Here is an 18,297-nt window from a genome sequence, read left to right on the forward strand (position 1 = left end):
ATCTCGTGACTTGACACAGTCGAGGTATGCGCGCGCACGCCCTCAACTGGCCGCACGCGCCCCCTTGTTGACCCCTCCTTTACCTGGCACTCTGAGGCCACCCCCACTTGTGAACTTGTGAATCCAGGAACTTGCTCCGTGGATTCCTAGGAGGTGGCTCCACCCATGCTCGTACGTGACGCCATGAGCACGGCGATCCTCACCGTCGGCCCCGCCCACACCCTGCGCCAGGCAGCCGCCCTGATGTCCGCCCGCCGTATCGGCGCCGCCGTCGTCCTCGACCCGGACGCCGGCGGCGTAGGCATCCTCACCGAACGCGACATCCTCAACTCCATCGGCCTGGGCCAGAACCCGGACACGGAACGCACCCACGCCCACACCACCACCGACGTCGTCTTCGCCGCCCCCACCTGGACCCTGGAGCAGGCCGCCCGCGCCATGGCCCACGGCGGCTTCCGGCACCTGGTCGTCCTCGACCGCGGCGAGGTCGCCGGCATCGTCTCGGTCCGCGACATCATCCGCTGCTGGGCCCCGGCCCGCCAACCGGCGCCGGCGCTCTGAACAAGCCGGCGCCCTGAACAAACGGAACGGGCCGGACCCCGAGCACCAGGGGATCCGGCCCGCCCTGGGGGCACCCCCAGGATCTTGAGGCACTGGAGGAGGCACGGGCAGTGCCGCCGGCCAGTGACGCGGCTCAGCCGCGCAGTGCCTGCACCGCCGCCTCCAGCCGCTTGCCGAAGTCGGCGTCGGCCTTGCGGAAGTTGCCGATCGCCCGCTCGGCGATGTCCTCGCGCGAGACCGGCGCGATCGCACCCGCGAGACCCGCGACCAGCCGCTCCCGCTCCTCCTCCGACATCAGCCGGTAGAGGTTGCCCGCCTGCACGAAGTCGTCGTCCTCGGTGTGCGCCGGGGTGGGGTGGTTGCCCGTGGCGCCATCGGCAGAGGCGGCCTGCCAGAGCACACGGCCCGTCTGCTGCGGCCCGCCGAAGCTGTTCGGCTCGTAGTTCTTCGCGCCGCCGTGCCGGCCGTCGTAGAGGAAGCCGTCCCGGGCGTTCGTCCGCGCCTCGGTGGCGTGCGGACGGTTCACCGGCAGGTGGTCGGCGTTGATGCCGACGCGGTAGCGGTGCGCGTCGCCATACGCGAAGAGGCGCCCCTGGAGCATCTTGTCGGGCGAGGGGCCGATCCCGGGCACGAAGTGCGCGGGCGAGAAGATCGACTGCTCGACCTCGGCGAAGATGTTCCGCGGGTTGCGGTTGAGCTCCAGCCTGCCGATCTCGAGGGGCGGGTAGTCCTCGTGCGGCCACACCTTGGTGAGGTCGAACGGGTTGAAGCGGTACGCCGCCGCGTCCGCCGCCGGCATGATCTGCACCTGCACGGTCCAGCTCGGGAACTGGCCGCGCTCGATGGCCTGCCGCAGATCCCGCTGGTGGGAGTCGGGATCCTCACCGGCGATCCGGTTGGCCTCGGCCTGGGTGAGGTTCTTGATCCCCTGGTCGGTCTTGAAGTGGTACTTGACCCAGAACACCTCGCCGGCCGCGTTGTTCCACTGGTAGGTGTGCGAGCCGTAGCCGTTCATGTGCCGGTACGACGCGGGGATGCCGCGGTCGCCGAAGAGCCAGGTCACCTGGTGGGTCGACTCGGGGCTGAGCCCCCAGAAGTCCCACACGTTGTCCGCTTCCTGGCTGCCGCTGTACGGGTCGCGCTTCTGCGTGTGGATGAAGTCCGGGAACTTGATCGCGTCCCGGATGAAGAACACCGGCGTGTTGTTGCCGACGAGGTCGTAGTTGCCCTCCTCGGTGTAGAACTTCAGCGCGAAGCCCCGCGGATCACGGACCGCGTCCGCCGCGCCGAGGTTGCCGGCCACGGTCGAGAAGCGCAGGAAGACCTCGGTCTCCTTGCCGACCCCGGAGAGGAAGGCGGCACGCGTGTACGGCGTGACATCGGCGGTCACCGTGAAGGTGCCGTAGGCGCCCGCACCCCGCGCGTGCACGACCCGCTCCGGAATGCGCTCCCGGTTGAAGTGGGCGAGCTTCTCCAGCAGCAGCTGGTCCTGGACGAGGACCGGCCCACCGACGCCCGCCGTCTCGCTGTTCTGGTTGTCGGCGACCGGGGCACCGGCCTCCGTGGTGAGCGGTCCCTGCGTCACGTGCGCCTCCTGCGTCATTGCTGACCAGTCCTGTCCCAGTCCCGCCCTAGTCCTGCCCCAGGGCCAAAGCCGTCATCGATCCTACATTGGACATTGTCCAAGTCAACTCAGGATCCAATCTCACACCTATTCCCGTCCTGGTCCCCCTTGCTGTTAGGCTGATGGCCATGAGCGACCTTCTGGAACGGCTGCGTGGACGCGGATGGCGGATGACCGCGCAGCGGCGCGTCGTGGCCGAGGTCCTCGAAGGCGAGCACGTCCATCTGACGGCCGACGAGGTCCACGCACGGGCTGTCGCGAAGCTGCCGGAGATCTCCCGGGCGACGGTCTACAACACGCTGGGTGAGCTGGTCTCGCTCGGCGAGGTCCTGGAAGTCGCCACGGACAAACGCGCCAAGCGCTACGACCCGAACGCGCACCGGCCGCACCACCACCTGGTCTGCGCCCGCTGCGGCGCGATCCGCGACGTCCACCCGACGGGCAACCCGCTCGCCGACCTCCCCGACACGGAGCGCTTCGGCTTCACGGTGTCGGACGTCGAGGTCACGTACCGGGGGCTGTGTCCGGACTGCGCAGGCGCGTGAACCGTGAGCGGGAGGGGGCGCAAGCCCCCTCTTTTTTGTGCCCTGATTCTTTATTCGCGCCCTGACACCTGATTTTCTGCCCCGGCATCTGGAAACGACCGAGGGCCGGAACCCATTTCTGGATTCCGGCCCTCAGCCTTCAGTAGCGGGGACAGGATTTGAACCTGCGACCTCTGGGTTATGAGCCCAGCGAGCTACCGAGCTGCTCCACCCCGCGTCGGTGAACACGACATTACGTGAGGGAGGTGGGCGGAAGCAAATCGGTTACCGGCGACGTGGCCGGGGTCACTTGTTCACGCCGAGAGTTCCTCTCGCAGCGCGTCCCTGAGCCGTCCCGCCCGCTCCGACACCTCCGCCGGTCCCAGCGCGACCGCCCGGTCCGCCCAGCGCTGCCCCTCCGCCAGCTCTCCCCGACGCGCGTAGACCAGCGCCAGCCGCAGCGCCGCCCGCCCGTGCCCGGCATCCGCGGCCCGCGTCCACCACACCGCCGCCTCCGGCTCGCTCCCCTCCCGCGCCAGCAGCAGCCCGAGATTGAAGGCGCCGTTGCGCGACCCGGCCTCCGCCGCCGCCCGGTACCAACGCGCCGCCTCGACCACGTCCCCGCGCGCCGCCGCGAGCATGCCGACCCGCACCTGCGCCCGCCGGTGCCCCTGCGTGGCCGCGCGCTCGTACCACTCCTCGCACTCGGTCTTCTCGTGCACGATCTCGCCCAGCTCATGCGCCGGCTCCGGCGGCCGGCGCGCATCGAGCAGGGTGGCCAGCCGGTACGCCGCCTCCGCGCTGCCGCCGCCCGCCGCGCACCGCAGATGCCGCTCGGCCTCCGGCTCGTCACCGTCGCGCAGCCGGGCGATCCCGACCTGGAGCGCGGCCTCGGTGTGCCCGGCGGCGGCCGCCCGCTCGTACCAGCGCAGCGCCATCTCCGCGCCCTGCTCCGTGCCCCGTCCGGCGTAGAGGATCCCGAGGTTGAACGCGGCGTCCACGCTGCCGGCCTCGGCGGCCTTGGAGAACCACGGCTCGGCGCCGGTGGTGTCGCTGCCCTGGAGCAGCAGGATGGCGAGCGCGTTGGCGGCCTCCCGGTGCCCGGCGTAGGCCGCGCGCCGGTACCACTGCTCGGCCTGCGCGGTGCGCCCCTGCTCGGCGCAGAGCAGCCCGAGGTTGTACGCGCCGTTGTCGTCGCCGGCGTCCAGCGCCGCCCGGTACCAGCGCTCGGCGGTCTGGGTCTCACCGCGCTCCGCGTGCAGCGCGCCGAGCGCGTTGGCCGCGTTGCCGTCGCCGTGCTGGGCGGCGCGCAGCCACCACACGGCCGCGCTCTCGGTGTCCCCGGCGTCGCGCAGCAGAAAGCCCAGCGCGCAGGCGGCCCGGGCCTCGCCGTCCTTGGCCGAGGTCAGGTACCAGCGCCCGGCCTCCTTCAGCTCGCCCCGCTTCTCCAGGATCGCCCCGAGGTGCAGCGCGGCGCGCCGGTGGCCGCGCGCGGCGGCCTGCCGATACCACTGCTCGGCCTCGGCGACAGCGTTGTCAGCCCCGTTCTCGTCCTCGGGTCCGGCCGGACGGTCGAGCGCGCGCGCCAGCCGGTACGCCGCCTCCCGGTGGCCGCGCTCGGCCGCCGCACGCATCCAGTGTTCGGCGCCGACGTCCCCGCGGTGCTCCAGCAGATCGGCGAGCGCGTAGGCGCCGAGGACATGGCCCTGCTCGGCGGACTGGCGCAGCCAGTACTCGGCGGCGGGCTCGTCCCCGCGCTCGCGGTGGTAGCGGCCCAGTGCGTGCGCGGCGGCGGCCGAGCCGGCGACGGCGGCGATGCGCCACCAGCCGGCGGCCTCCTCGGGGTAGCCGCGCTGGTGCAGAAGGACACCGAGGTTGTTGGCTGCGGCCCGGTCACCGGCCGCGGTGGCGGCCCGCAGATGGGGTTCGGCTCCGTCGAGGTCGCCACGCCGCAGCAGCACCGCGCCGAGGACGCTCGCCGCCTCGGCGTCGCCGTTCTGCGCGGCGAGCGCGAGGCGCACCTCTTCGGCGGCGTCCGCCATGTCACTCAACTCGTCGCGGGTCGGCTCCTCAACGGAAGGCTGCACAAATCGCCCTGACTCGAACAGAGTTGCCTTGTCCCCCATAACGTCCATCGTCGCACCACCTGCAACCTGGGTACACCCGGTATACCGCAGCCCGTGAGGTCACTTCAGCGTTTTGTCGACATGCCCACAGGACGACAAGTCAAACACACCCCACTCAACTCCCCACGGCGGCGCGGCCGTCCCTCCCCTCAGTACATGAGTTCGCACACCACGAAGGCCCGGATCCCAAGGGATCCGGGCCTTCGATCGCAGTAGCGGGGACAGGATTTGAACCTGCGACCTCTGGGTTATGAGCCCAGCGAGCTACCGAGCTGCTCCACCCCGCGCCGTTTGCCTGGTAACAGTACCACGGCGCGGAGGGGACTTGATCAGCCCTTCTTCCCGCCCCCGTTTCTGCCGGCGGCGGCCTCCGCGTCCTGGGCCCGCTTCAGCGCGGCCTTCAGGTCCTTCTGGGCCTTGTCGTAGGCGGTCCAGTCCGGCCCGTTCGGCGCCTGCAGGGCCTTCTGGCCGGCGTCGTACGCCTTCTGGGCGTCGTCCAGGGCCTGTTGGACGGTCGGGTTGGTGGACGTGGGCGGATGGGTGGTGCCGGTGTCCGGGGGTGTGGTGGTCGAACCCGTCGTGCCGAAGACCTTGTCCAGGGCCTCGCCGAGCGTGTTCTCGAACGCCGTCTTGCCCTCATAGGTGACCAACACCTTGCGCAGCAGCGGGTACTTCAGCCCGCCACCGCGCACGTACACCGGCTCCACATAGAGCAGTCCATTGTCCAGTGGCACGGTCAGCAGGTTGCCGTACTCGATATCGGAGTCGCCGCCCTTGAGGAGCTTGATCGCGGCGGCGATGTCCTGTTCGGAGTTGAACTGGCTCTGCACCTGTTTCGGCCCGTCGACCGTCGTACTGGTCGGCAGTTTCAGGATTCTGATCTTGCCGTAGTCGCTGCTGCCGGCCTCGGCGTCGATCGTCATGAACGCGCTCAGGTTGTCCCGGCCGTTGGGCGTGAACGTCGTCGACAGCGAGAACGCCTGCCGGCTCTGGTCGGGCATCTTCATGCTCAGGTAGTACGGCGGCACCGCATTGCCCGACTTGTTCGTCGGGTCGTCCGGCACCTGCCACACCTCGCTGCCGGTGAGGAACGTCTGCGCGTCCGTCACGTGGTAGCGGGTGAGCAGCTCGCGCTGGACCTTGAACAGGTCCTGTGGAAAGCGCAGGTGGGCCATCAGCTCCGGGGAGATGGCACTCCTCGGCTGCACCGTGCCCGGGAACGCCTTCATCCAGGTCTTCAGTACCGGGTCCCTGGTGTCCCACTGGTACAGCTTGACCTCGCCGGTGTACGCGTCGACGGTCGCCTTGACCGAGTTGCGGATGTAGTTGACCTGGTTCTGCTGAGCCACCACGGTGCGGTTGTTGTTGGTGGCGGTCAGCGAGTCGGCCGTCGTGTCCCCGAGGGTCGTGCGGGAGGAGTACGGGTAGCCGTTCGACGTCGTGTAGGCGTCGACGATCCACTGGATGCGGCCGTTCACGACCGCCGGGTAGGCGTCGCCGTCGATGGTCAGCCAGGGGGCGACCGCCTCGACGCGCTCCTTGGGCGTGCGGTTGTACAGGATCCGCGAGCCCTTGCCGATCGCGCCCGAGTAGAGGATCTGCGGCTCGTTGAAGACCACCGCGTACGCGGCCCGGTTGATCGGGTTGTCGAGGTTGACCCCGCTCTTGCCGGGGTAGCTGGTGGTCTTCTCGCCGTTGTTGTCGGAGTAGTCGATCTCTTTCTGGGGACCGCCGACGATCGAGTACGTGGTCGTCTTCTCGCCGTAGTAGATCGCCTGCCGGTAGGCGCCGAGGTCGCCCGTGGACGGCATGTCGTACTCGGTGAAGACGGGCTGGCCCTGGGAGTCGGCCTCGGTGCCCTTGGCGGCGACCACGCCGTAGCCGTGGGTGTAGCGGAAGTGGTCGTTGATCCAGTTGTTCTTCGGGATGCCGTCCAGGTTCAGCTCGCGCAGGCCGATGACCGTGTCCTGGTCCTTGCCGTCCTTGGAGCGGTACCGGTCGACGTCCAGGTTGGTCGGGAAGCCGTAGTAGTTCTTCATCTGCTGCAGCTGCTGGAACGTCGGCGAGACGATGTTCGGGTCCATGATCCGGATGCTCGCCGCGTCGTTCGCGTCGTCGCGCAGCTTGGTCTTGTCCTTCGTCGTGGACTGACCGGAGTACTCGGTGACCTTGGCGTCGTCGATGCCGTACGCCTCACGGGTCGCCCTGAGGTTCTTCTGGACGTACGGCGCTTCCTTGGCCTGCTCGTTGGGCTGGACCTGGAACTTCTGCACGATCGCCGGGTACAGCCCGCCGATCAGGATCGCCGAGAGGACCATCAGGCCGAAGCCGATGACCGGCAGCTGCCAGGTGCGCCGCCACAGCGTGGCGAAGAAGAGCAGCGCGCAGATGACGGCGATGCAGAACAGGATCGTCTTCGCCGGCAGATAGGCGTTGGCGTCGACGTAGCGCAGGCCGGTCCATTCGCCGGTCGCCTTGAAGTCGCTGGACTTGACGGCCAGGCCGTACCGGTCGAGCCAGTAGGCGACCGCCTTCAGGGCGACGAAGATGCCGAGCAGCACCGACAGATGCCCGGTCGCCGCGGCGGTGGCCCGGGCGCCGGGGCTGGTGACGCGCAGCCCGCCGTAGAGATAGTGCGTGAGCGCGGCGGCGATCAGGCACAGGATGGCGGTGGCGAAGCCGAAGCCGAGCAGAAAGCGGTACCAGGGCAGGTCGAAGGCGTAGAAGGCGACGTCGAGGTGGAACTGGGGGTCCTTCTGGTGGAAGGGCACGCCGTTGACCCACATCAGCCAGGTCCGCCACTGGCCGGCCGCCGAGGCGCCGGCGAGCAGCCCGACGAGCGCGGTGACGGCGAGCAGCAGCCACTTCTTGTACGGCGCGATGCCCATCCGGTAGCGGTCGAGGCTCTGCTGCTCCATGGACATGGCGCTCAGCGGGGGCCGCAGCCGGTGCGCCAGCCAGATGTTGACCCCCACCGCGACCGCCATCAGCAGGCCGAAGACGAAGAAGAGGCCGATCTTGGTCCACAGCATGGTCGTGAACACCGACGAGTAGTGCACCGACCGGTACCACAGCCAGTCCGTCCAGAAGCCCGCGAACATGGTGAACGCCATGCCGAGGACGGCCAGGACGCCCAGTGTCATGAGCAGGGTCCGGACCCGCCGGGACGGGCGGCCCGCTCTGATCCGCGGCCCCGTCGGGCCTCCGCCGCGGTCCGGCATCTGGAAAGCCAAGGTGCGCACCTCGAAGTTCGCTGTCGATCCGTCAGGCCCTCGTGTTCGCGGGCCCTCCGTGGCCCCCCGTGATCGCGGGCCAACACATATGCAACTTACTCACGCCGCACTCGGTTCCCGATTCAGGCGGGGAACGAGGCAGGATTGTGACCATGTCCAACACTCCCATGGCAGCGAGCCCGCTCACCCGGGCCGTACTCGAGATCGACGAGTACGTCTCCGGCCTCGGCTGGGACCAGCCCGCCCGTCTCTTCGCCCTTGTCGACACCGCACGGCTGCGGGCTCAGGAACCCGCGCTCGCGGCCCAGCTGGGCCTTCAGGACGCGTCCGAGTCCGCCGGTCTCACCCCGATCGAGCAGGACGAGCTCCCGTCCGGCAAGCCGCTGGACGAGTTCCTCGGCACCATCGCCTGGCCCGACGCCGTGGCCGGCTGCGCACTCTCGGTGGAGCGCCTGATGCTGCCGCCGTCCGCCGAGGCGCAGGTCCCACAGAACCTGAGCGAGGCCAAGCTGACCAGGTGGGTCGCCGAGCACCCGGAGCGCCAGGAGGTGCGCATGACGGTCGCGGTGCTGCGCGACGGCGGCCGTGAGTCGGCGGTGCGGCTGCGCGAGAAGGACTCCCCGACGGAGGTCCTGACCGGCCCGGACCTGGTGCCCGGCCTGGCGGAGGCCCTGGCGGCGACGTTCGCGGACTGACGCCCGCCGTCCTCGGCACGTCCTCCTCTGTGACGTCTCCCGTGACGTCCCTTCCGGTACGGCGATGGGGGCGTCCCTGCCTCGCGGGGCGCCCCCAGCCGTGTCAGGGGCGGCTCAGCCCTTGGTGCACTGGGGCAGCACCGCGGTGTTCCCGCTGCGGATGTCCTTCAGCGCGTCCAGCGCGTCCCCGATCGTCTTGACCTTCACCAGCGTGAGCCCGCTCGGCGTGTCCTTGGCGGCGGCCGCGCAGTTCTCGGCCGGCGTCAGGAAGTACTGGGCGCCGTTGTCGCGGGCGCCGACGGTCTTCATCTCGATGCCGCCGATCGGCCCGACGGTGCCGTTGTCGTCGATGGTGCCGGTACCGGCGATGAACTTTCCGCCGGTCAGGCTGCCCGGGGTCAGCTTGTCGTAGATGCCGAGGGCGAACATCAGACCGGCGCTCGGCCCGCCGACGTCGGCCAGCTTGATGTCGATGTCGAACGGGAAGGTGTGGTCGGTCCCGGCGGAGATCCCGACGATGGCGCGCTTGGCGCCGCTGTCGTCGGAGGTGGTCGTCGTGATCGTGACGTCCTGCGTCTTCGTTGCCGTCCTGTGCGCCTTCACGGCGGCGGCCTGCTCCTTGGCCGGGACGACCGTGAAGGCGACGTTCTGACCGGGCTTGTGCTTCGTGACGAACTTGGCGACGTCGGCGGGCTGCTTCACGGCCGTGCCGTCCACGGCCTTGATCACGTCACCGGCGTGCAGCTTGCCCTCGGCCGGCGAGCCCTTGACCACGGTGGAGACGATCACCCAGGACGTCACCGGGACGCCCAGCTCCTTCAGGGCGGCGACCTTGGCGCTCTCCTGGGACTGGCTGAATTCCTCGGCGTTCTGCTGCGAGGACTGCTGCTCCGTCGTGCCGTTCGGGTAGAGCGTGTCGTGCGGGACGACCTTGGTGTCGTGGTCCAGCCAGCCGTAGACCGCCTCCACCAGGTTCATCCGGAAGTCCGCGCTGGTCACCCGTACGGTCGTCATGTTCAGGTGGCCGTCGGTCTGGTACGTCTTGTGCCCGGTGATCTGCAGCACCGGCGCGCCGTCGTGGTCCCCCAGCGTGTTCACGGTCGGGCCCGGCGACATCTCCGCGTACGGCACGGGGATGAGCACTCCGGCGCACAGGAGCGCGATCAGCATCAGGGTGGAGGCGAGCATCGTCGCGGTGCGGCGTGGCATGGCACGACAGTACGGGACGCCTCTGTCAGCGCACCGTCAGGGCACCCCGTCACGCGCCGCCGGGACCCGTGTGGGACTTCTCCATGGCCGCACGGAACCGCGCGTAGCCATCCAGCTCAGGGCCGTCGCCGCGCACCTTACGGGTCCGGCTGGCCCAACTGCCCCACAGTCCGCCACCGATCGCGGCCACAAACGGAATCAGCAGCCAGACAAGCGCCCCCATTGCCGACCTCCCAACGCCATGAGCGTCCGCAACTGACTGATCAGCAGATTAACCATCCGCACTGACAACGCTCGCGCCGGGGGGCCGGTTACGCAACCGGAGGTGCGGGGGTGCTCCGGGTGACGGACCTCAGCAGGCCCCCACCCGCCCTCCCGTCGCCCGGCCACCACCCCTCGAGGACGGCGCTACGCCCCGACCCATTCGTCGGTGCCGTCGGAGAACTTCTGGTGCTTCCAGATCGGCACCTCGTGCTTGAGGTCGTCGATCAGCTTGCGGCAGGCGTCGAAGGCCTCGGCCCGGTGCGGACAGGCCACGGCGACGACCACGGCGAGGTCCCCGACCCGCAGGTCTCCCACCCGGTGCACGGCGGCCAGCGCCCGCACCGGATACTCGGCCACGACCTTCTCGGCGATCCGCCGCATCTCGGCCTCGGCACTGGGGTGGCAGGAGTACCCGAGGGCGTCCACGTCCGCGCCCCCGTCGTGGTTGCGCACGGTCCCCACGAACAGCGCGACGCCGCCGGCCGCGGCGTCCCCGACCGCCTGGAACACCTCGTCCACGGAGAGCGCGGTCTGCCGGACCCCGATCAGCTTGATGGGATCCTGCGCCGCCTGCTCGCCGGGGTACTCGTTCGCGTGTGCCATACCCCCATCGTGCCGCACGCCTGTGACACGGGGGAATACGAGATTCACCAGGCACGCGCGTGGAGCGTTTTGGAGGCTCGTACGACGTGGCCGCGCCGGCGGGCGGTCCCACCCGGCGCTCTCACACGCGCCGCCGGGCCTTCCGGGCCCGCCGTACGACGGCCGCGGCGCCCAGCAGGGCGACCGTCGCCCCGGCGGCACCCGCGGCCGTGGCGTCCTTGCGGCCGAGCCGCCGCCCGGCGACCGTGTGCCGCCCGGACACCTCTTCCAGCAGCTCCGCGAGCACCTCCTCGTTGGTCCACCGCGGCCGCCACCCGGCGTCGTGCAGCCGGCTCCCGCTGATCACCCAGGGGTACATCGTGTACGCCAGATCGCCCGCCGGGGACGGCGTGAGCCCGATCCGGTGCAGCCGGGCCGCCGCGCCCAGCGCGACCGCCGAGGGCAGCTCCATCCGCCGGATCCCGCTCAGCTCCTCGACCTCCTCCTGCTCCAGCCAGCCGTCGCAGCCCACCGCCAGCTCCCCGTCGACCTTCTCCAGGACGGCGTACTCCAGCGCACCGCACAGGTCCTCGACGTGGCAGAACTGCCACGCGGGCCGCGACCCGGCGACGACGAGCAGCCGCGGCGACTCGAAATACCGGGTCAGCGCCGTGTCCGTGCCGCCGACCAGCACCGCGGGCCGTACGACGGTGACGTTCAGCCCCGGATGCGCCCGCGGCGCCCGGCGCGCCAGCCGCTCGATCTCCAGCAGGTCCCCGACCCCGGTGGCCTCGGCGGTCGCTCGCAGCTCGGCGTCCTCCGCAAGGGGCAGCTCGTTGTCCGGCAGCGCGCCGTAGACCATCGCCGAGGTGCACAGCACGACCCGGTGCACGCCGGCCGCCGCGGCGGCCGTGAGGACGGTCTGGGTCCCCCGGACGTTGTAAGCGGTGCGAGCCGCCGGATCGGTCTCCAGATCCAGGTCGAGCGCGAGGTGGACGACCACGTCGGCACCGCGCAGCTTGTCCGCGATGGCGGGGTCGCGCACGTCGAGGATGTGCCAGGTGGCGGCCGCGCACTCGCCGCGCCGCTCGTCGATGGCGACGACCTGCCTGATCTCCTCGGAGGCGGCGAGCCGCTCGGTGAGCAGGGCGCCGACCCCGTCGGCGGCGCCGGTGACCGCGACGACGGGTCCGCGCACGGCGGACGGGGTTGACGGGTTTCGCGCTGCGCGAACCTGTGGATCTGGGGAACTCACCGGGCGTCTCCAGCGGTTGTCTTCAATACGAGCGCGAGTGACGCGTACGTACCAGGTGCATCCATCCTGCCGCAGGCCTGCTGTGGGCGAAGCACCGAGGCCCGATCGGGTCCGGGTGTCTACGCTGGGTGGTGTTGTCGGGCAGCCGTGCCGCCGGAGAGAACCGGTGGCCTTACCAGCCGAGGATTCCCGTGAGTGACACCCCATTCGGTTTCGGCCTTCCGCCGGAGGAGCCGGAGGACGGCGACGAGGGCAAGAAGAAGGACCAGCAGAGCGGTGGTGGGCAGGGACAGGCCAACCCGTTCGGCTTCGGCGGCCTGCCTGGAGCCGGGGGCTTTGGCGGCCCCGGCGCCGACAATCCGCTCGCTGCCATGTTCGGTTCCCTGAACCCCACCGACCTGGGCGCCGCCTTCCAGCAGCTGGGCCAGATGCTCTCCTACGAGGGCGGTCCGGTGAACTGGGACATGGCCAAGCAGATCGCCCGCCAGACGGTCGCCCAGGGCGCCCCGGACGGCACGAAGGACGCCAGCGTGGGCCCGGCCGAGCGCAAGGCGGTCGAGGAGGCCGTCCGCCTGGCCGACCTGTGGCTGGACGACGCGACGTCCCTGCCGTCGGGCTCCGCCTCGGCGGTGGCCTGGTCCCGCGCGGAGTGGGTCGAGGCGACCCTGCCCGCCTGGCAGGAGCTGGTCGACCCGGTCGCCGAGCGGGTCGGCGCGGCCATGGGCGACGTCCTGCCGGAGGAGATGCAGGCCATGGCGGGCCCGCTGATCGGCATGATGCGCTCGATGGGCGGCGCCATGTTCGGCACGCAGATCGGGCAGGCCGTCGGCGTGCTCGCGGGCGAGGTCATCGGCTCGACCGACATCGGCCTGCCGCTCGGCCCGGCCGGCAAGGCCGCGCTGCTCCCGGCCAACGTGGAGGCCTTCGGCAAGGACCTCGGCGTGCCCCAGGAGGAGGTGCGGCTCTACCTCGCCCTGCGCGAGGCGGCCCACCAGCGCCTCTTCGCACATGTGCCGTGGCTGCGCTCGCACCTGTTCGGCGCGGTCGACGGGTACGCGCGCGGGATCAAGGTCGACACGGCCAAGCTGGAGGACGTGGTCGGCCAGTTCGACCCGCAGAACCCCGAGCAGCTGCAGGACGCCCTTCAGCAGGGCATGTTCCAGCCGGAGGACACGCCCGAGCAGAAGGCCGCCCTGGCCCGTCTGGAGACCGCTCTGGCGCTCGTCGAGGGCTGGGTGGATGCGGTGGTCCACGCGGCCGCGAAGCCGCGTCTGGCGTCCGCCGACGCGCTGCGCGAGACCCTGCGCCGGCGCCGCGCGACCGGCGGCCCGGCGGAGCAGACGTTCGCCACGCTGATCGGCCTGGAGCTGCGCCCGCGCCGGCTGCGCGACGCCTCCCGCCTGTGGGCCTCGCTCACGGACGCGCGCGGTGTCGACGGCCGGGACGGCCTGTGGGCCCACCCGGACATGCTGCCGACGGCCGGCGACCTGGACGACCCGGACGGCTTCGTCCACCGCGAGCAGCTGGACTTCTCCGAGCTGGACAAGATGCTCGGCGAGGCGGCGGACAAGCCGGACCTGCACAAGCCTGACCTGCACAAGCCCGACGTGCACAAGAAGGACGACGACGCCAAGGGCGACGACACCGAGTGAGCCTGTACGACGACGCGGTCCTCGTGCTGAAGGCCTACGAGGACCAGGAAGAGCTGCGCCAGTCCTACCTGGACCATCTGGCGGCCCACCCGGACGGCATGTGGAAGGCCTGCCACACGGGCCACGTCACCGCCAGCGGGCTGGTGATCGACCCCGAGCGCGACCGGGTGCTGCTCACGCTGCACAGGAAGCTGCGGATGTGGCTGCAGATGGGCGGCCACTGCGAGCCGGGCGACGCCACGCTGGCACAGGCCGCCCTGCGGGAGGCGACCGAGGAGTCCGGTATCGCGGGCCTGACCCTGCTGTCCGGCGGGCCGGTCCGCCTGGACCGCCACCACACGCCCTGCGCCTGGCACCTGGACGTCCAGTACGCCGCCGTGGCGCCGGACGGGGCCGTGGAGGCGATCAGCGACGAGTCCCTCGACCTGCGCTGGTTCGCCTACGACGAGGTGGCCGACGTGGCGGACGAATCGGTCGTACGCCTGCTGGAGGCAACGCGCGCCAGGCTCTGACCGAGTCACCGGGCTCCGACCGAGCAGACCGAGTAAGGGGTGACCGTCCTCGCGGTCACCCCTCACCTGCGGCTCAGTTCCAGACGTTCCCCTGGTTCTGCGCGTGTGCCCCGTGCTGCCCCATGCCGAACTGGGCGGCGATGCCCTGGCCGATCACCGCGTTCTGCGGCGGCAGCAGCTCGCTGGGCTGGACGAGCGCGAAGCCGGTGCCCATGAAGCTCAGCTCCCAGCCCTCACCGGTGTTCCCGCGCCGGCGCCACACCCCGGAGGAGTGCGTCTGGGCCTGCATCTGCACGCGCAGCCCCGTGGACCAGGCGACGATCGCGTCCGCGTCGCAGTTGACGTACTTGTCGGGCGTGACCTGCATCAGCAGCGGCGCGCCCGAGGTCATCAGGGCGACCCGGCCGCGCCCGGTGATGTTCAGCTGGTACTTCCCGGAGCCGGAGATGCCGTAGAGGCTGTCGACGGCGACGACCTCGTAGTGCAGCGAGGAGTCCATGGCGAGGACGTAGGAGCTGTCGACGGTCAGCCCGTCCTGCTCGACGTCCATGATGTGCACGTGCTGGGCGAGGTTGGCGAGATACACCGTGCCCTGCCCGTGACAGCGCATCAGGTCCAGGCCCTCGCCGGTGTACGCACGCGCGCGTGCCTGGTTGTTGCTGGTGTACTCGGCGTCGAACTCGACCAGGCCCTGATAGGCGACCATGGCGCCCTTGCGGGCCAGGATGTCGTCGTGGCCCTCCAGGACGACCCGGAGCAGCTGCGAGTTCTGCAGGCTCCAACGCTCCTGCGTCTGGAGGTCGTTGTGCGCGAAAAGCGGGCTCTGCATGACTTACTGACTCCCCCTCAGCCCCGGACCCGGATGCGGTCGGTGCTGTCCTCGCTGGGCTGGACGACGACGATGCCCTGGCCGGAGAAGGCCATCTGGTAGGCCTCACCGCTGCCCCGGCCGATCAGCGACTGCGCCTTGAAGCTGCGCTTGCCCTTCACCTTCAGGTTCGGCGACCAGGCGACGAGCGCGTCCGGGTCGACGTACGTCTCGTCCTCGCCGCCGCCGCAGTCGACGACGATCGGCGTGCCCCGGGAGGTCAGCGCGACCCAGCCCTGCCCGGAGATCTTCGTGTTCCACAGCCCCTGACCGGCGAACTTCGCCAGTCCCTTGACCCGTTCCACGCCCCAGCTCAGATGCGCGTCGAAGGCGAGGAGATTGGTGGCGTTGACGGAGATGCCGTCGCCGTTGAGGTTGATGACGACGACGTTCGCGCCGTAGTCGGCGAGGTAGAGCAGGCCGTCGCCGGAGCACTTCATCAGCGGGGCGCCCTCGCCGGTGATCCAGTCGCGGGCGATCTGGCGGACGGCGGGCGGGTTGGGCTCGTACTGGATGAAGCCTTCGTAGGCGACCATCGAGCCCACGCGCGCGAGGAGGTCGTTTCCGGTCTGCATGGCCACCTTCAGCATGTGGTGGCCGTGGTTGTCCATGCGGGCGGTGACGGGTGCGGGGGCGTAGCCCGCGAGCGGCTGGTTCATGACGGGCTCCCTCAGACCTCGTACGGCTGGACGACGATGAAGTTGCCGGGCGCGCCCCGGAACTGGAGGTTGACGCTCTCGCCGGTGTCGCCCGGGTAGGCGTTGCGGCGCATGCGGACCTGGCTGGAGACGATCACCTGGGAGGCGGCCGACCAGGCGACGACGGCGTTGCAGTCGGCGAAGGTGGTCGGTGTGACCGGCAGGACCACGGGCGTGCCGTGCGTCTTGAGGACGATCGTGCCGGTGCCCTGGAACTGCATGGTGAACAGCGCGCCGCCGGGGATGCCGTGGCCCTCGATGCGGCGGACCTCGTACTGCAGGCCCTCGTCGAAGGCGAGGACGTTCTCCGCGGACACGCAGATCGCGTCGCCCTGCAGCTCGACGGGGTGCAGTTGGGTGGCGTTCTCGGCGAGGAACACCTGGCCGTTGCCGGTGCAGCGCATCAACTGCATCTCCTGGCCGGTGGCGTGGCCCACGATCCGCCCGGCGAAACCAGCGCCCTTGTAGCCGAAGTCGACCTTGCCCTGGTAGAGCACCATGCTGCCCTGCCGGGCCAGCACGGGCTGTCCGCCGATGCCGAGGTCGACACGCATGAGCTTCTTGTTCTGCTGCGTCCAGCGCTGCCCGGTGGGCGTCTCCTTGTACATCTGGAGCGCGCCGGCCACACCCGCACCGCCCTGCGGGGCGCCTTGTGGTACCCCGTAGCCGGCGGGCTGCTGGCCGGGGACCTGGCCGTAACCGGGCGGCATGGGCGCGGTGGGGTGGCCGCCGTAGGAGGGCGGCTGCTGACCGTAGCCCGGGGGCGTCGGCGCGGTGGGGTGGCCGCCGTACGGCTGCTGCTGGGGCGGCAGGCCGTAGGGCTGCTGCTGGGGGTGGCCGTACGGCTGCTGCGGCGGCTGGCCGTAGGGCGCGGGGGCCGGGGCGGGTGGGTGGACGGTGCCGCCGACGGGCGGGGTCAGGGGGGCGATGACCGTCGGCGCGGCATGCACGTTCGGGGCCGGAGCCGGCGCCGGGGGCGGGGTCTGACCGGGCGGGATGTGATTGGGCGACGTCTGGCCGGGCGGCGGTGTGAAGCCCTGCGGGGGCGTGCTGCCGGCGGGCGGTGTGAAGCCCTGGGCGGCGGCAGGTTGCGGCGCGGGGGCCGGGGCGGGCGCGGGAGTTGGTGCGGGTGTGGCCGGGGCGGCGAACGCGGGCGGGGCGAAGCCGGGGGCGGCGTCGGGCCGCGGCTGCGGGGGCTCCTCCTCCAGCACCTCGCCGCCGAAGTTCCTGAGCAGGGCCTCCAGACCGCCGTCGAAGCCCTGTCCGACGGCGGCGAACCGCCACACGTCCTTCAAGTAGATGTCACCGAGCATCACGGCCCGCTCGGTGGAGAACTCCGCACCGTTGAACGAGTACCGCGCGACCTCCTCGCCGCCGGCCACGATGCGCAGATAGCCGGGGGCGACCTGCGCCATCTGCCCGGCACCGTCGATGGTCGCCGTGAAGGACAACTTGCGGATGTGCGACGGGATCCGGTCCAGTGTGACCCGGAACGACTCCGTGTCGCCCGCCTGGGCACCCAGCAACTGGAGGGACTCCTCGGGCGACTTCGGCTGGTTGAAGAAGACGAAGTACCGGTCGTCCGAGAGGCGCTCGTCGGCGTCCAGCCCGAAGCAGCTGATGTCGAAGGTCAGCCCGGGGGCGGAGATCTGCACGCCTACGTACAGATCCGTGCCCGCCGTCAGGTCACTGATCCTGGCCTTGTGGCCGCGTTGGAATTCCCTGGCCATGCGTTACGACCGTCCCCCATCCCGAATGTGAGTGCGTCGCGCCAGGCTAACGGCTGGGACCGACATCGGACGCAGCCGGTACAGACCCGGTACACAACCGCGCCGGAAGGCGGACGGACGGCGTCCGGCTCACTCCCCGCGCGCTCCGGGCAGATGCGGCAACCGTTCCGCGGCGACGACCCCTTCGAGGTACCCGCGGGCCCGCTCCGTGCGCGGGTACGCCTCCAGCAGCCGCCAGAAACCGGGCCCGTGACCGGGGACCAGCAGATGGGCCAGCTCATGGCAGAGGACGTAGTCGACGACGTACTCGGGCATCCCCTGCAGCCGGTGCGAGAGCCGGATGCTGCCCTCGGCCGGAGTGCACGAACCCCAGCGGGTGTTCTGGTTGGTGACCCAGCGCACGGAGGCGGGGCGCGCCCGGCCGTCGAAGTACTGCTCCGACAGCCGCTCGGCGCGCTCGGCCAGCTCGGCGTCCCCGAGCACCCGCTTGCTCTCCTGGGCGGCGAGTTTGTCGAGCATGACGGTGATCCAGCGCTGCTCCTCCGCCTTGGACATCCGGGCGGGGATCAGTACGACGGTGCGATCGCCCTCGCGGTACGCGGAGACCGTCCGGCGGCGCCGGGAACTCCTGCGGACCTCGATCGCGCTCGCCCCCGAGCCGCCGGGCGGCTGGCTCGTCGTGCTGCGCTGTGGCTTTCCGGCGCGGTGCAGTGGGTCGGCGGGCACGCCCCGACGTTACCCGCTGGGCCCGGCCAAAGTCCCGG

15 protein-coding genes and 2 tRNA genes are annotated in these 18,297 nt (G+C 70.7%); 5 read left to right on the forward strand and 12 right to left on the reverse strand.

All coding sequences use genetic code 11. The features are described from left to right. Nucleotides 1-165: 165 nt before the first annotated feature. Complete coding sequence (locus AB5L52_RS15470) at nucleotides 166-561, forward strand: cyclic nucleotide-binding/CBS domain-containing protein (RefSeq protein WP_369364527.1); 396 nt, start codon at nucleotides 166-168, stop codon at nucleotides 559-561. Between the two features lie 133 nt (nucleotides 562-694). Here the strand turns inward: AB5L52_RS15470 and AB5L52_RS15475 are convergent, their stop codons facing one another. Continuing rightward, nucleotides 695-2,164, reverse strand: a complete 1,470-nt coding sequence (locus tag AB5L52_RS15475) for a catalase (RefSeq protein ID WP_369364529.1) — start codon at nucleotides 2,162-2,164, stop codon at nucleotides 695-697. Nucleotides 2,165-2,313: 149 nt separating this feature from the next. On the opposite strand from AB5L52_RS15475, the gene AB5L52_RS15480 reads away from it, so the two are divergent. After that, a complete protein-coding gene (locus AB5L52_RS15480) occupies nucleotides 2,314-2,730 on the forward strand; it encodes a Fur family transcriptional regulator (protein ID WP_351024024.1) in 417 nt (138 codons plus the stop codon). A 143-nt stretch (nucleotides 2,731-2,873) separates the two neighbouring features. On the opposite strand, the gene AB5L52_RS15485 is transcribed toward AB5L52_RS15480, so the two are convergent. The 4 genes from AB5L52_RS15485 to AB5L52_RS15500 form a co-directional block, all read right to left on the reverse strand. Further along, a tRNA-Met gene (locus tag AB5L52_RS15485) sits at nucleotides 2,874-2,947 on the reverse strand. A 76-nt stretch (nucleotides 2,948-3,023) separates the two neighbouring features. After that, on the reverse strand, nucleotides 3,024-4,844 hold the full coding sequence (locus tag AB5L52_RS15490; RefSeq protein ID WP_369364532.1) for a tetratricopeptide repeat protein: 1,821 nt from the start codon (nucleotides 4,842-4,844) through the stop codon (nucleotides 3,024-3,026). A gap of 204 nt (nucleotides 4,845-5,048) precedes the next feature. Further along, nucleotides 5,049-5,122 (reverse strand) — tRNA-Met (locus AB5L52_RS15495). 42 nt (nucleotides 5,123-5,164) lie between these two features. Beyond that, nucleotides 5,165-8,056 carry a UPF0182 family protein gene (locus tag AB5L52_RS15500; RefSeq protein WP_351024214.1) on the reverse strand — a complete coding sequence of 964 codons (2,892 nt, stop codon included), beginning with the start codon at nucleotides 8,054-8,056 and terminating at the stop codon, nucleotides 5,165-5,167. A 164-nt stretch (nucleotides 8,057-8,220) separates the two neighbouring features. Here AB5L52_RS15500 and AB5L52_RS15505 point away from each other — a divergent pair, with 164 nt between their 5' ends. Further along, nucleotides 8,221-8,763 (forward strand): PPA1309 family protein, encoded by a 543-nt coding sequence (locus tag AB5L52_RS15505; RefSeq protein ID WP_351024030.1) that lies wholly within the window; start codon nucleotides 8,221-8,223, stop codon nucleotides 8,761-8,763. A gap of 114 nt (nucleotides 8,764-8,877) precedes the next feature. Here AB5L52_RS15505 and AB5L52_RS15510 read toward each other — a convergent pair whose 3' ends face one another. The 3 genes from AB5L52_RS15510 to AB5L52_RS15520 form a co-directional block, all read right to left on the reverse strand. Beyond that, complete coding sequence (locus AB5L52_RS15510) at nucleotides 8,878-9,972, reverse strand: PDZ domain-containing protein (RefSeq protein ID WP_369364534.1); 1,095 nt, start codon at nucleotides 9,970-9,972, stop codon at nucleotides 8,878-8,880. Between the two features lie 408 nt (nucleotides 9,973-10,380). Next, nucleotides 10,381-10,839 (reverse strand): molybdenum cofactor biosynthesis protein MoaE, encoded by a 459-nt coding sequence (locus AB5L52_RS15515; protein ID WP_369364536.1) that lies wholly within the window; start codon nucleotides 10,837-10,839, stop codon nucleotides 10,381-10,383. A gap of 121 nt (nucleotides 10,840-10,960) precedes the next feature. Then, a complete protein-coding gene (locus AB5L52_RS15520) occupies nucleotides 10,961-12,073 on the reverse strand; it encodes an SDR family oxidoreductase (RefSeq protein WP_351024041.1) in 1,113 nt (370 codons plus the stop codon). Nucleotides 12,074-12,264: 191 nt separating this feature from the next. Between AB5L52_RS15520 and AB5L52_RS15525 the strand changes: the two genes are divergently transcribed. Continuing rightward, entirely contained in the window at nucleotides 12,265-13,725 is a 1,461-nt protein-coding gene (locus AB5L52_RS15525; protein ID WP_351574849.1) for a zinc-dependent metalloprotease, read from the forward strand. Further along, nucleotides 13,722-14,237: an NUDIX hydrolase gene (locus tag AB5L52_RS15530; RefSeq protein WP_369364539.1), complete on the forward strand. Its 516-nt coding sequence runs from the start codon at nucleotides 13,722-13,724 to the stop codon at nucleotides 14,235-14,237. The genes AB5L52_RS15525 and AB5L52_RS15530 overlap by 4 nt, the downstream gene beginning before the upstream one ends. A gap of 73 nt (nucleotides 14,238-14,310) precedes the next feature. Here AB5L52_RS15530 and AB5L52_RS15535 read toward each other — a convergent pair whose 3' ends face one another. The 4 genes from AB5L52_RS15535 to AB5L52_RS15550 form a co-directional block, all read right to left on the reverse strand. Continuing rightward, nucleotides 14,311-15,066, reverse strand: a complete 756-nt coding sequence (locus AB5L52_RS15535; RefSeq protein ID WP_351574843.1) for an AIM24 family protein — start codon at nucleotides 15,064-15,066, stop codon at nucleotides 14,311-14,313. A 17-nt stretch (nucleotides 15,067-15,083) separates the two neighbouring features. Then, entirely contained in the window at nucleotides 15,084-15,764 is a 681-nt protein-coding gene (locus AB5L52_RS15540; RefSeq protein WP_351574840.1) for an AIM24 family protein, read from the reverse strand. An 11-nt stretch (nucleotides 15,765-15,775) separates the two neighbouring features. Then, nucleotides 15,776-17,533 carry a TerD family protein gene (locus AB5L52_RS15545; protein ID WP_369364541.1) on the reverse strand — a complete coding sequence of 586 codons (1,758 nt, stop codon included), beginning with the start codon at nucleotides 17,531-17,533 and terminating at the stop codon, nucleotides 15,776-15,778. Nucleotides 17,534-17,662: 129 nt separating this feature from the next. Beyond that, nucleotides 17,663-18,259: a M48 family metallopeptidase gene (locus tag AB5L52_RS15550; protein WP_076090927.1), complete on the reverse strand. Its 597-nt coding sequence runs from the start codon at nucleotides 18,257-18,259 to the stop codon at nucleotides 17,663-17,665. Nucleotides 18,260-18,297 lie beyond the last annotated feature (38 nt).

The sequence above is a fragment of the Streptomyces sp. CG4 genome, assembly GCF_041080655.1.
Lineage (GTDB): Bacteria > Actinomycetota > Actinomycetes > Streptomycetales > Streptomycetaceae > Streptomyces.